We start from the raw sequence: 13,728 nt of genomic DNA, 5'->3' as shown, positions 1-13,728 counted from the left end.
GCTCGAAGCGGTCGTCGGATTCGAAACGTTGCAGCTGATGGAAGGCGATTCCCTGGCCTTCGACCCCGCGACGCCGCATCACTACCGCAACGCGACAAACAAGGTTGTCCGGGCGTTATCCGTCGTTGTACGCGACCCTTCAATCTAGCGTCAATTCCGCTGGGCGGCATGAGTCATCAGCATCTCGGCGAGCGTGGAGATGGCCCGGCTGCGGTGTCGAGCCGGGGCAGAGGCGATAAACAATGTCCAGTTCAGGGTCGGGTGCAGGGTGATCGCGCGTAAGTCGATAAAGCGGTTGGCAGCGCTGACTGGCAGGATCGCTGCGGCCAGTCGGTGCCACAGATGAGTCGCTACTTCGAATCTGGGCAGTTCCGGCCACTGCCCGTTACCGCGAGTTATTCACTCGCCGAAGGACTTCAGGCATATCAGGCCGTCGCTGACCAGACAGCCGGCCGCGTCGTCATCAACCCGTAGCCCCAACGACCAATCTCGAAGACAGGCAAAGCAATGTCCATCAACCTGACCGAACAAACCATCACCGAGGCTGTGCAGCGCACCTTCGACACCTCCGCTGACGAGCGCTTCCGGCAGCTGTTTGTCTGCCTCGTGCAGCACCTGCACGATTTCGCCCGTGAGGTGCGGTTGACCGGCGACGAATGGTTCACCGCAATGGATTTCCTTGAGCGGGTGGGCAAAGTCTCCAGCGCAACCCGTCAGGAGGTGATGTTGCTATCCGACATCCTGGGATTCAGCATGCTGGTGGACACGATCAACCAGGAGAGCGGGTCATCGGTCACCGACTCGGCTCTGCTTGGACCGTTTTATGTCGAGGGCCGTCCTACGGCCGACAATGGCGCCGATATTTCCAGCGGAGTAGCGGGCACACCGATGTTCGTCACCGGCCGGGTTGTCGACGTAGACGGCATCCCGATCGCCGGCGCCCACGTGGATACCTGGCACAGCGATGGAAATGGCTTCTACGACGTTCAGCAGGCGGAGCAGCTGCGCGACGAGTTCGCCATGCGGGCACTACTGACCACCGACGACGACGGCCGATTCTGGTACCGGTCCATTACGCCGCGCTACTACCCGGTGCCCACCGACGGCCCGTGCGGGGAAATCATGCGTGGCGCAAACCGTTCCGTGATGCGGCCCCAGCATGTTCACTTCTGGCTGCACGCCGTGGGTTACCAGCCGCTGATAACCCAACTGTTCTACCGAGACGATCCGTACATAGGGCGCGACGCGGTCTTCGCGGACGTGGAATCCCTGCAGACCGATTTTGTGCGGCACGAGCCCGGGATCGCCCCGGACGGAACGACCGTCGAGGAGCCCTTCGTGACCCTGGACTGGACGTTCGTCCTCGCCGCCCACCGGTAACCAAGGAGACCAGATCATGTCGCGAATACCGCTCACCAGTATTGACCGGAACCCCGAAGCGATCCGCCAGTTCATGGCACGGCGTGGCGAACTAAATCTATTCCGCCTGCTCGCCAACGCCCCCCACATGTTCACCGGGTGGACGCGGATGGTCGACGAGATGCTCGATAGCCCCACCTTCACAGTGCGGATGCGGGAACTCGTGATCCTGCGGGTGGCCCATCTGCAAGGCTCACCCTACGAACTCGTCCAACACGAGTGGCTCGCCCGCTGCGCCGGGCTCACCCAGCAACAGATCGATGCCCTCACCGATGCCGGCGACCTCGACGCGGCCGGCTTCAGCCATCACGAACGCACGGTGCTCGACCTGATCACCGAACTGTGCACCACGCGACGGCTCGCCTACGGCACCTTCGCCGCCGCCCAGACGGCCGTCGGCGACGCGGCGGTCACCGAACTGCTGATGATCATCAGCTGCTACTACGGTCTGGCATTGGTGCTCAACGCCGTCGAACTCGAGGTCGACGCCGTGGCCCGGCTGCAGCTGAGCACGGGAGAATGCGCATGACCCGAATCGCGTACCGCCTCCCCGAACAGATGTCTGGCCAAGCCCGCCAGTTGACCCTGGACCGAGGCAATCTCAACGTGTACCGGGCCCTGGCCAACGCCGCGAACGTGTTCACCGGCTGGATGGTCGCCGGACGGGCGGCCTTGACCAGCCCTGTGGTGCCCGCGAGGCTTCGCGAACTGGTCATCCTGCGCACCGGCTTCCTGATGGGCTGCCCTTACGAGATCGCGCAGCACACCGCCGTGGCCCGCGGTATCGGTGTGAGTGACGGTGAGATCGCCGCCGTGCTCTCTGAATTTTGCCCCGCCGCTTGCGATTTCAGTGAGCTCGAACGCGTAGTCCTTCACCTGACGACGGAGCTGCTGACCATACGCGGCGTCCCGGCCCCAGTCTTGGATGAAGCGCACCGAGCCCTCGGTTCCGAAGGGACCATTGAAGTGCTGATGCTTATCAACCGCTGGGCGGGTTTGGCGCTGGTGCTCAACGCGCTCGACGTCGACATTGACGAATCCGCCCGCATCGTGGTCCCGGCCGTTACGGAATTCTGACCGGTAGCGACCGCCACGTCGTCGAACGTGAGTGCACGCTCGGTGCAAGGGGGGTGAGGTCTGGGCGAATCAGCGGTGCGCAAACGTGCCGTTACAACCCGACGGCCTGCTGTTATATGCGTTCGCGTCAATTGTGGTCGACGTCACCGGTGGGCCGAAGTCCGGATTCGGATTGCGCTGTGGTCTGCTACCTGTAGGTTACGAATCGAGGAGCAGGGTCGAGCAGCGGCCGACCTCGGTGTGCAATTCGAAATGCGACAGTGAAGATGAATGTGATAGCGCAGGCCCTCGAGACAGTCATCGACCGCGTTGCCAACCCGGCGCAGATATCGGATCCGGACCAGCTGCGCAGCGCCGTTTCAGGCAAGACCGTCCTGGTCACCGGGGCGTCCTACGGCATCGGCGAGGCGACCGCGCGCAAACTGGCCGCGGCCGGCGCCACCGTGCTGGTGGTGGCCCGGTCGGCGGAACGGCTCGAAGACCTCGCGGCGGCGATCAACGCGGGCGGCGGAACGGCGATCGCCTACCCCACCGACCTGACCGACGAGGCGGCCGTCTACGGGCTGACGAAGCAGATCACCGAGGATCACGGCGCGCTGGACATCGTCGTCAGCAACGCCGGCAAGTCGTTGCGCCGCTCGCTGCACCATCAGTACGACCGGCCGCACGATTTCCAGCGCACGATGGACATCAACTACCTGGGACCGATCTGGCTGCTGCTCGGATTGCTACCGGCCATGCGGGAGAACGGCGGCGGCCACATCGTGAACGTATCGAGCGTCGCCGCGCGCGTCGTGCCGGGTCCGCAGTGGGGGGCCTACCAGGCGTCCAAGGGGGCATTCGATCGCTGGCTGCGCAGCGTGGCACCGGAACTGCACTTCGACGGCGTGGACGTCACGTCGGTCTACTTCGCGCTGGTCCGCACCCGGATGATCGAGCCGACGCCGATGCTGGGCAGGCTTCCCGGCATGTATCCGCACGAGGCCGCCGACGCGATCGCCAAAGCGATCATCGAGCGGCCCCGCAGCAATGAACCACCCTGGCTGTGGCCGGCCGAGGTGGTCTCGGTGCTGCTGGCCGGGCCCGCCGATTACGCGGCCCGGCTGTGGCATCGCCGGTATTTCGCTGACTCCGCCAACAAAGGGGACCGAGCATGACGAGCGGCAGCGTCGCCGCGACCGCTGCGCGGGCACTGGTGTATTCCGGACTGCTCAGCCCGCCGGCTCCGGTCGCGGTGTTGCGGTTGATCCGAGAGGTGTACCGGGGCGGCACCAATATCTACACGCTGCTGGCCATCGCCGCCGCACGCTGGCCGGACCGGACGGCGATCATCGACGACGACGGCGCCCTGAGTTACCGCGACCTGCAGGCGAAAACCGAATCGCTGGCCCGCGAGCTCTCCTTCGACGGTGTCGGAGCGGGCGAGGCGGTAGGAATCATGTGCCGCAACGGACGCAACTTCGTCGCGGCCGTGTTCGCAACCGGGCTGGTCGGCGCCGACGTGGTGCTGGTGAATACCGAGTTCCGCATCAATTCGCTTGCCGGCGCACTGGATTCGCATCAGATCAAGACCCTGTTCGCGGACGACGAATTCACCCGACAGCTACGCGATGCCGACGAGTCGGTCACGGTGATCGATCCGGAAGCCGTTGAGATCCGCTGGGGCGATGCGCGGCCCAAGGTCGCGGAGTCGGGCCGCATCGTGCTGCTCACCTCGGGCACCACCGGCATACCCAAGGGAGTGCCACGGGCGCCGCGAATGAGCTCGGGAGTGGGCGTCGGCGTGACGATTCTCGAGCGCACCAGGCTGCGTGTCGGGTCGCGAATCGCGGTGGCGGTCCCCATGTTTCACGGACTGGGACTCGGCATGCTGATGCTCACCGTGAGCCTGGGCGGCACGGTGCTGACCCGTCGGCGTTTCGACGCCGAAGCAACACTCGCGCAGGCGTCGCTACAGCGTGCCGACGCGATGAGCGTGGTCCCGATCATGTTGGCGCGCATTCTGGACCTGCCGCACCGGGTGCGGGCGCGGAACTCGCTGCCGTCACTGCGGGTGGTGATCTCCAGCGGCGACCGTCTCGATCCCAGCCTGGCGCGACGTTTCATGGATGCCTACGGCGACATCCTGTACAACGCCTACGGGTCCACCGAGGTCGGCATCGGTGCGCTGGCCACGCCGGTCGAAGTGCGCAACGCCCCGGAAACGGTCGGGAGGCCGGTCGCGGGATGTCCGGTGCGGATCTTCGACAGAACCGGCAGGCCGGTCGGACCGCGAGTCACCGGCCGCATTTTCGTGGGCGGTGAACTGGGAGCCGAGGGCTACACCGGGGGCGGCGCCAAGGCCGTGATCGACCGGATGACCAGCACCGGCGACATGGGTTATCTCGACAACTCCGGTCGGTTGTACATCGTCGGGCGCGAGGACGACATGATCGTCTCGGGAGGCGAGAACGTCTATCCGCGCGCGCTGGAAAACGCACTCGCCGGACACCCCGACGTCGCCGAGAACGCCGTCATCGGTGTTCCCGACGAGAAGTTCGGGCGGCGACTGGCCGCGTTCATCGTGCCCAGGCCGGGGACCGACATCGATCCGGCGGCGTTACGGGAGTACGTGAAAGGCAAGGTGTCTCGGTTCGAACAGCCCAGAGACATCAACATCGTCGACAGCATTCCGCGCAACCCTGCCGGCAAGGTGGTCCGCAAGGAGCTCGGCTAACCCTGCTCGCGCCTATTGCCGCGCCGACCACTCGGCGATCCGTCGTTGGCGATGTCGCCGTTCCGGCGCGTTGACTGAATCGGTGAGCGACTCGCGGGTCGCGGCAATCGCCTCGGCGTATCTGCCTTCGCGGGCCAACAGCTCGCCGCGGACCGCATGCCAGCGCTGATCGGGTGCGAGATCGTCCAGCGCACGCAATCCGGCTGCCGCCCCGTCGGATTCGGCGACCGCGACCGCCCGGGCCAGCGCCGCCGGGGCGCTTGGCTGCACCGAGAGCAACAAGTCGTAGAGCCGGACGATCTCGGCCCAGTCGGTGCTCTGGTACGACGCGGCCCGGGCGTGCTCGCCCGCGATCGTCGCCTGCAGCTGGTAGGGGTCGGCGATCGCACCGGTGCGGCGCAGCGACTCGTCGAGCAGCCGAAGCGCCTCTGCGATCGCGCCGTCGTCCCACAGGGACCGGTCCTGCTCGGCCAGCGGCACCGGATCGCCCGCGCTGTCCACCCGCGCCGCGCGCCGGGATTCGGTCAGCAGCATCAACGCCAGCACCGCCATCGGTGCCGGTTCCTCGGGCATCAATTCGTGCACCAGCCGTGCCAGGCGCAGCGCCTCCACGGCACCGTCGACGTCGGTCAGCTGATCACCGCCGGCCGCGCTGTGGGCGGTCGTGTAAGACGCGTGCAGCACCGCGCACACCGCATTCAGGCGCGCCGGCAAGTCTTTGTCGGCCGGCACTCGGTACGGGATGCCGGCGCGGGCGATCTTGGCCCGAGTCCTGGTCAGCCGCTTGGCAACCGCCGCCTCACTGGTCAGCAGCACGGCCGCGATCTGTGCCGGCGACAGCCCGCACAGCGTCCGCAGCGCCAGCGTCACCTGAGCCTCCAGCGCAAGCGAGGGGTGACAGCAGGTGAAGATCAGCCGGAGCTGATCGTCTGCCACCACGCTGTCGGGCGGCAGATCCGGCGCCGCAAGCTCCACGCTGGCACGCTCCTTGTCCGCTCTGGCGCCCTCCCGGCGCAGCAGATCGATGGCGACCCGCCGCGCGGTCACGGTCAACCAGGCTCGCGGCTCGTCGGGCACACCGTTGCGCGGCCAGTCCCGTAGCGCGCGCAATGCCGCCTCCTGTACCGCGTCCTCCGCGACCTGCAGGGACCCGACGGCCCGGACGAGGGTGGCCAGGATTCGTGCCCCCTCCGCCCGGACCGTCGCGGCGAGTGCCCGGTCGGGACTAGTCAACCGGGCCGCCGCCGTGTGCTGTGCGCGTCCCCCAGTCCAAGATCAGCCGAAGTCGATGATGGGGCGCACCTCCACGGCACCGTCCCACGCGGCGGGGATTTCGGCGGCGATGCGCAGGGCATCGTCCAGATCGTCAGCCTCGATGACGTAAAAACCGGTCAACGCCTCCTTTGTCTCGGCGTACGGGCCGTCGCTGGTGACGACGTCACCGCCGCGCGCGCCGCTGACCCGAACGGTCGTCGCGGTGCTCGTCGGGAACAGCGCGTTACCGCCCCGGATCCGGTCGGCGTGGTCCTGACCGAACTTCATGTATTCGGCCATATCCCCAGCCTGTTCGGGCGCCGTCCAGTCGACATCCCGGGTGTAAGTGAGTGCGGCGTACTGCGGCATGACTCTCCTCCTGTTCACATGATGACCTCGATGATCCCGGTCGTGTCCCGGAATCTCAGTTAAAGGACGAACGGAGCCGGCCGCATCAGGACATAGTGTCCGGTGATTCGCCGGCCGTAACCAAAGCTTGACCGAGACTTGATCGAAATGCTGGCGCGCGCATGCACTTCCACCCGCCGCGGCGCCCCTAGCATCACCAAACGACAGCAATTTTCATCTCAACAGCGGCGGGAAGCGATGCGGGCGGCAGTTCGGTCTCTTCTTGTGGTGATCGGTATCGCCGCGACACTGGTCGCGGCGCCGACTCGGATGAATCTTGCGGCGGCGAACCAGTCGCCCGCTTTCGCCATCGCATCGGTGCTGCCGGCACGCGGCCAGGTGGTAGGTGTCGCACATCCGGTGGTGGTCACCTTCAGCGGGCCCGTCGCCGACCGGCGGGCCGCCGAGCGGGGCCTGGACGTGACGTCGATACCCGCGATGACTGGCAGGTACGAGTGGCTCGACCATGACGTCGTGCAGTGGGTTCCCGACCGGTTCTGGCCGGCGCACAACACCGTGGCGCTTTCGGTGGGCGGCCTGGCCACGGAATTCCAAACCGGTCCTGCCGTCGTCGGCGTCGCCAAAATCTCGGAGCACACCTTCACCGTGACCATCGACGGAGCCGAACCGGGCACGTCGATCCCGCTGCCCGCGCCGCACCACCGAGCCCACTACGGCGAAGACGGGGTGATGCCGGCCTCGATGGGTAAGGCCCAGTTCCCGACGCCGGTCGGCAAGTACACCGTCCTGGCCAAGCGCCGAACCGTGGTGATGGATTCGAGCAGCGTCGGCATCCCCGTCGACGATCCCGAGGGTTACCGGCTCACGGTGGATTACGCCGTCCTCATCAGTAGCCGTGGCCTCTATGTGCATTCAGCTCCGTGGGCGGTCCAATCCATGGGGGCCGAGAACACCAGCCACGGCTGCATCAGCCTGAGCCCTGCCGACGCCGAGTGGTACTTCAACGCGGTCAACGTTGGTGACCCGGTCATCGTGCAGGAGTAGCGGTTGTGCGGGATTAGGGTGTGCCGCCCATGCAACCCGGAACGACGGCCGGGGCCGGAGCGACCGCCCCGACTAGAAAAGGCGCCGGCCCGGGAGGTGCCGGTGCGGGCAACGGGCCGGGCAGAACTACCGGAGCGGACACCGGGTTCGCCGGGACGGTCGGCACACCCTTGCCACCCGCCATCGGGACGATCGGTGCCGCGGCGACAGGCGGTACGCCCGCCGCAGCCGGCACGACCGGTACTACCGGCACCGGGGGCACGACGGGAATCGGAGGCACCACCGGCACGACCGGAACGACTGGGGCGAGCGGACCAGGCAGGACCACCGGTGCGATCGGCGCTGCGGCACCCATCTGCTCGACGCACGTGGGACCGCCGGTGGGCAGCGGTTTGGCTGTCGCGGCCGGACTGAAAGCCAGCGCAGCCCCGCACAACCCCGCGCCGACGACTAGCGCGATGTTGAAACGATCAAAGGTATTCAACATTCTTCCTTTACGCGTGCCCCGTCATTCCGGTAATCGCCCCCGGATCGGAACCGTATCGCGCTCCGGAAATCTTGCCTAGATGGGCGACCGAATTGGTTGCGGAACCGATACTGAGCACGCGTCACGTCGTAACCAAGTCTTTTCTGAATGGTGACCTGCGGCATGGTATTGACGTGCGCCGCCAGCCTCCTTGCGTGAGGCCGCAGCGCAAATGCCCTGCACAACAAGGGATTTCCTGAAGTCTGCGCACTGCTTCCCGTCTCGGGGCTACTTCAAACATCGGACTGTCAAGAAATCGCCGCCAGTCGGCCACTGTCTTGTCTCGGGACGAGAGAAATGCGTTCAGTTCGCCCGGCAAACGGCGGTTAAATACGATGCGTGTAATTACGTCCAGGGCTATGTAGCGGGTTTAGGAATGGTCACAATTCGGCATGCGGTGCCGGCCGACCGGCTCGCGAAGGCATGGCCGCGAACTCGGACCTCACTTCTGGTCGGGTATCACCGCGCCGACGGTCTTCGTCAACCACACGGGTGCCAGCACCGAAACCGCGGTGGCTCCGCCGGTGGCGCCGAGCACTCCCATCCAGGCGACCGGTCCCAGCGGCGTGCATCCGAAAAAGTTGCTGAGAACCGGGGTTTGGATGATGCCGATCAAGACGCCGGCACTGCCCAGGGCGGTCGCCACGACCAACGGGCTGTGTCGGCGGGTGAGCAGCGTTTGCGCCAGCTGCGTGGTCACCAGTGCGGTCAATCCCATTGTGGCCGTGCGACGTTCGGTTCCCGGCGTATAGCGCCCGATGGCCCAGGCCGCCGTCGCGCCGGCAGCCGTGACGACGCCGCGATTGACGATCTGGCGCATCAGGGGCGCGTCGAGCGAGGGCGTCGGCCCGGTGAGTACCGCGTGCTGGTGTGCGCGGCGCGCCTCCTCGGCCTCTTCCTCGGATTCGAAGTCGGCCTCGTCGGGCTCTTCGTACTGCGAGGTGACGGCGACCGCGAGCGCCGGGAACATATCGGTGAGCAGGTTCACCAACAGCAGTTGACGGGTTCCCACCGGCGCCCGCCCGGCGCCGAACGCCGTCCCGATGATGGTGAAGAGCACCTCGCCGACATTGCCGCCGACCAGAATCGTCACCGCGTCCCGCACGCCCGCCCACATGCTGCGGCCCTCGACCAGAGCGTCGATCAGCACGCCCAGGTCTTCGTCGGTCAACACGATGTCGGCGGCCCCACGCGCGGCCGAAGAACCGCGACCGCTGACCCCGATGCCGACGTCGGCCATCCGGATGGCCGCGGCGTCGTTCGCGCCGTCGCCGACCATCGCGGTCACCCGCCCGCAGCGCTGCAACGCGGCCACGATCTGCACCTTCTGTTCGGGACTGACCCGGGCGAAGACCTGGACGTTGGCGGCGAGTTTGGCGTGCGCCTCCTCGTCCAGGCCGGCGAGCTCGGCCCCGGTCACCACCCGCGCATCCGGCGGCAGGCCCAGTTGGCGGGCGATCGCGCGTGCGGTTATGGGGTGATCGCCGGTGATCAGCACCACGTTGCGGTTGGCCTCCACCAGTGCCTCGATCAACGGCCGCGAGGACGGCCGCGCGGTGTCGGCCAGTCCGACGTAGCCCAGCAACTCGAGATCCTGAGCCGCGGCGTCAACGGCGTCGGCATCGGTTTCGTCCTCGTCGGTGGGGTCGTGCTCCCACCGGCGTTGCGCCACCGCGAGCACCCGCAGGCCTTGTTCGGCGAGGCTGTGCACCAGCGACTCCGCGTGCTCCTGTGCGGTGTCCGGGTCGGCGAACCGGCAGCGCGGCAGGACCGTCTCGGGCGCCCCTTTGAGCATCAGCATCGGCGTGTTGGAGTCGCCGTTCATGGTCCCGATGGAGGCGGCGAAGCCGCGACTGGACTCGAACGGCACTTCGGCGAGCACCGTCCACTCCGAATCATCATGTCCGTCAAGTGAACTGGCTGCGTTCAGGATGGCTTCGTCGGTGGCGTGCGCATGGCCCTGGCCCTCGTGCGGCTCGGGGGATGCCCACGCCGCCCTGAGCAGCACGACGACGGATTGCGGATCGTCGATGGAGGGATGCGGCCCCTCCGGGTTGGCGTCTGCCGGCACGGCGCGCACGACCCGCAGCCGGTTCTCGGTGAGGGTGCCGGTCTTGTCGAAACAGATGGTGTCGACCCGGCCCAGGGCCTCGATGGTGCGTGGCGAGCGGACCAGTGCGCCGTGTGCCGTCAAGCGCTGAGCGGCGGCCAGCTGGGACAGGGTGGCCACCAGCGGCAGGCCCTCGGGGACCGCGGCGACCGCGATCGCGACTCCGTCGGCGACCGCTTGACGCAGCGACGCGCGGCGCAGCAACGCCAAACCGGTCACCGCGGCGCCACCGGCCAGCGTCAGCGGAAGGACCTTGCTGGTCAGCTCGCGCAGCCGGGCCTGTACACCGGCCGACGTTTCGACGTCGGCGACCGCCGAGATCGCGCGCTGCGCGGCGGTGCCGACCCCGGTGGCGACGACGATCGCGCGGGCGTGTCCGGCGATGATCGTGCTGCCCTCGAACAGCATGCTGGCCCGGTCGGCGTCGTTGACCGCGACCGGCTCCACCTGCTTGTCCACCGGCAACGACTCGCCGGTGAGCAGGGACTCGTCGACCTCGAGGTCCTCGGCCACCAACAGGCGACAGTCTGCCGGGACGACCTCCGGCGCGGCCAGGTCGATCACGTCGCCGACGCGCAGCGACTTCGCGGACACCGTGGCGGTGCGCGTGGTGTGCTGGGCGGCCTCCAGTCGGCGCCGGGTGGTCGCCACTGCCGGGACCACGACGCGGCGCACCAGCTGGTCCTGTTCGGCGAACAGCTCCGCAGCGGCCGCCTCGGCCCGCAACCGTTGCACCCCACCGGTTATCGCGTTGACCGTCATCACGCCGGCCACCAGAAGGGCGTCGACGTTGCTGCCGACAATGGCCGATGCCGCGGCGCCGACTGCCAGGATCGGGGTCAGCGGGTCGGCGAGTTCGTGCCTGGTGGCCACCAGCAGACGCCCCAGTGTGTGTGCCGGGCCACGCAGCGGCGCCGCCACCGGTTCGTACGACAGGTCGCCCAGAACGCGGCGCCACGTCGGGGTTCCGGGCTCGAGGGCCAGCGGGCGAGCGCCCCCGGCCAGCCGCGAATAGACGATCTCGGGGTCCAGCGCATGCCAGGCGGTCAGCGGCTGCGGGGTGGGATCGGCCAGCCGGAGCACCCTGCTGGCCGACCAGGTCCCCGATACCAAAGCTGTTGCGGCGGCGGCGTTGACGGGATTGAGCCAGCGCCGGAAGCCAACCGCGTTGGTGGCTCTGCCGTCCTCGCCGGTGACCAGCAGCAGGCCGGCCAGCGTGGTGCCGCCCTGGGCAAGGTGCACCGCGGATTCGCTGGCGGACCGGGCCACCGGAATCGCCGACAGGATCCGCACCGCCGCCGCGAGATCGGTGCCGGTGATGATGTCGGCCGTCCACGGTGTGGCCGCGCGGGGATCGTCGAGCGCCACTCCCACGTCGGCGATGGCCAGCGCGGCCAACGTATCGGTCGACGCGAAGTCGCGGTGCAGTGCGGTGATCAGCAGTACCGGTCCGCGATCCGTGCGCAGGTCACGGACCAGTTTCAGCAGCGGCGTGCCGGGCGGATGTGTGGCACCGACGCTGGCGGACAGGTCTTCGGTGCCGGCGACGTGGCGCAAGACCACCCGCGCTCCGGTGCGGTGTGCGGTCTGGAACAGCGGGATGGCGAACGGGTCGACCTCCCACCCGACATCGACGCTGCCCACCCGCTGGCCGTCGACCACCAGGTCGGCGTGTTCGAGGCCCTGGGCGGGTGTCGCCGAAGGCCCTTGCGACTTAACCCATCTCAGCCGCGCGCCGGTGGCCGGCAGTTCGTCCGGGTCGGGTTCGGGGGCTTCCTCGCCATGCAGCAGCGCGTCGGCGACCTCGTAGACGCGGTCGTCGTCCCAGCCGGGTTCGTCGCCCTGCGCGTGCAGGACGGCGCGGTGGTCGCCGCGCAGCGCGGCGCCGTCGATGACGACCACCCGCACCCGGTCCAGGCGGCGCAGTGCGCCCGGGTCGAGCACGAGTTGTCCGGCGTTGGCCAGCCCGCGACCCAGTACCGCCGCGAACGCCTGCCGGCCCATGTGCGCCGCTCGTGGCACGCCGGCCAGGATCGCGCCGGCCGCGTCTTCGGTGCCGCCGCCGGCCAGCAACGCGCTCGCCGCGGCAATCAACGAGCCGTTCGCCGCCGAATCGGCATAGCTTTCCACCGGCCCCTTCATCGACCCCTTGGCGGTGTCGATCGCGGCGTCGATGGCTCCTCCGACTACGACGTGGGCTTCGTCACCCGCCGCTGCGGCTGCCCAGTTATGGCGCGGCGCCTGAGTTTTGACTCCGGCCGACGAGATGACCGGGACCACCGGAGCCTGCGGCCGCTGGGGGGAGGCCAGCTGCGGCTCCCGGTCTCGCCACACCCGCCGGTGCGCCGCCGCCTCGGAGAGTTGCAGGCTACGTTGCGCCAGATCCAGCATCGGCGTGCCGAACGCCTGCGTCATCCCGTTCGCCGCCGCCGTCGCGGCACTGAGCGCGATGTCGGTACCCACTCGACCCAGCCGCGACTCCAGCAGGGACACCATCCGCGGTTGGTGGTTGATCAGAGCGACCACGGCCCGGGTGGTTTGCGGTGCGGCGGGCAACCGGGCCACTGTGCCGGTGATGGCGGCCGTCATCGCGACCAGATCCATCGCCGCTGCGGTGAGTGGCACCAGAATCGCCAACGGGTTACCCGGATCGGCGAACGCCGCGGCCGGTGCCGGCGATCCCGAACTCACGAAGGTCAGATCGGCCGCGACGGCGCCGACCACTTCACGTATCTCGTCCAGGACCTCGTCGGAATCTGTGCCATTCAGGCCATCGTCGATCTCAACCACCAGCCGGCCCAGCGAGCCTTCGACGTGGGCCTTGGCCACGCCCTCGATTCTGCGAACCGGCTCCTCCACCACCGCCGCATGCTCGTCCCACCGCGGGAACGGCAGCAGCGGATCCAGGTCCAGGTGCACCCGCTGGCCGCTGCGCCAGCGCACCGGCGGCATGGGGTGGCCTCCGGAACCGTTGGAAGCGGGCGTCCCGAGCACTCGGCCGGTCGATTGAGCCGCCGACTGCACCACCGGGCCGACCAGCTCCACTACCGGGCTGGCCAGCATCTGCACAGTGCCCGCAGCACCCGCAGCGGCCTGCGCGCCCGCGCGTACTAGTTGTGCTGCTCCACCGGTAACGCCGTCGGCCAAACTTCCCACCAGGCCGACACCCGGAATCCTCACTCGGTCACCCTTCAACTATTGATACCGCGCCTA

11 protein-coding genes are annotated in these 13,728 nt (G+C 68.0%); 7 read left to right on the top strand and 4 right to left on the bottom strand.

Annotated features, from left to right (window positions below; all coding sequences use genetic code 11):
• The 6 genes from VML93_RS38625 to VML93_RS17665 all read left to right on the top strand — a co-directional run.
• On the top strand, positions 1-148 hold a 148-nt coding region (locus VML93_RS38625; protein WP_414686385.1), incomplete at its 5' end, for a cupin domain-containing protein.
• A gap of 359 nt (positions 149-507) precedes the next feature.
• Entirely contained in the window at positions 508-1,380 is an 873-nt protein-coding gene (locus tag VML93_RS17685; protein WP_325612612.1) for a dioxygenase, read from the top strand.
• A 16-nt stretch (positions 1,381-1,396) separates the two neighbouring features.
• A complete protein-coding gene (locus tag VML93_RS17680) occupies positions 1,397-1,948 on the top strand; it encodes a carboxymuconolactone decarboxylase family protein (RefSeq protein WP_325612610.1) in 552 nt (183 codons plus the stop codon).
• Positions 1,945-2,496, top strand: a complete 552-nt coding sequence (locus tag VML93_RS17675; protein ID WP_325612609.1) for a carboxymuconolactone decarboxylase family protein — start codon at positions 1,945-1,947, stop codon at positions 2,494-2,496. Before VML93_RS17680 ends, VML93_RS17675 begins: the two co-directional genes overlap by 4 nt.
• Positions 2,497-2,762: 266 nt before the next feature.
• Positions 2,763-3,653 carry an SDR family NAD(P)-dependent oxidoreductase gene (locus VML93_RS17670; RefSeq protein WP_325612607.1) on the top strand — a complete coding sequence of 297 codons (891 nt, stop codon included), beginning with the start codon at positions 2,763-2,765 and terminating at the stop codon, positions 3,651-3,653.
• Positions 3,650-5,212, top strand: coding sequence for an AMP-binding protein (locus VML93_RS17665; protein WP_325612606.1), 1,563 nt, complete (start codon positions 3,650-3,652; stop codon positions 5,210-5,212). The genes VML93_RS17670 and VML93_RS17665 overlap by 4 nt, the downstream gene beginning before the upstream one ends.
• Before the next feature lie 12 nt (positions 5,213-5,224).
• On the opposite strand, the gene VML93_RS17660 is transcribed toward VML93_RS17665, so the two are convergent.
• Positions 5,225-6,445: an RNA polymerase sigma factor gene (locus tag VML93_RS17660; protein ID WP_325612604.1), complete on the bottom strand. Its 1,221-nt coding sequence runs from the start codon at positions 6,443-6,445 to the stop codon at positions 5,225-5,227.
• A gap of 42 nt (positions 6,446-6,487) precedes the next feature.
• Positions 6,488-6,835 carry a YciI family protein gene (locus VML93_RS17655; protein WP_325612602.1) on the bottom strand — a complete coding sequence of 116 codons (348 nt, stop codon included), beginning with the start codon at positions 6,833-6,835 and terminating at the stop codon, positions 6,488-6,490.
• A gap of 237 nt (positions 6,836-7,072) precedes the next feature.
• Between VML93_RS17655 and VML93_RS17650 the strand changes: the two genes are divergently transcribed.
• A complete protein-coding gene (locus VML93_RS17650) occupies positions 7,073-7,879 on the top strand; it encodes a L,D-transpeptidase (RefSeq protein ID WP_325612601.1) in 807 nt (268 codons plus the stop codon).
• Between the two features lie 13 nt (positions 7,880-7,892).
• Here VML93_RS17650 and VML93_RS17645 read toward each other — a convergent pair whose 3' ends face one another.
• Both VML93_RS17645 and VML93_RS17640 read right to left on the bottom strand, forming a co-directional pair.
• The gene (locus tag VML93_RS17645) at positions 7,893-8,366 is read right to left on the bottom strand and encodes a hypothetical protein (RefSeq protein ID WP_325612600.1); all 474 of its coding nucleotides are present in this window, start codon (positions 8,364-8,366) and stop codon (positions 7,893-7,895) included.
• Positions 8,367-8,847: 481 nt separating this feature from the next.
• Complete coding sequence (locus VML93_RS17640; RefSeq protein WP_325612598.1) at positions 8,848-13,695, bottom strand: cation-translocating P-type ATPase; 4,848 nt, start codon at positions 13,693-13,695, stop codon at positions 8,848-8,850.
• Positions 13,696-13,728 lie beyond the last annotated feature (33 nt).

Origin of the sequence: Mycobacterium sp., from assembly GCF_035499775.1 — a bacterium.
In the GTDB taxonomy this organism is placed as follows: domain Bacteria; phylum Actinomycetota; class Actinomycetes; order Mycobacteriales; family Mycobacteriaceae; genus Mycobacterium.
Note: the sequence above shows the minus strand (reverse complement) of the source record. Positions and strands in the feature narration are given on the sequence as shown.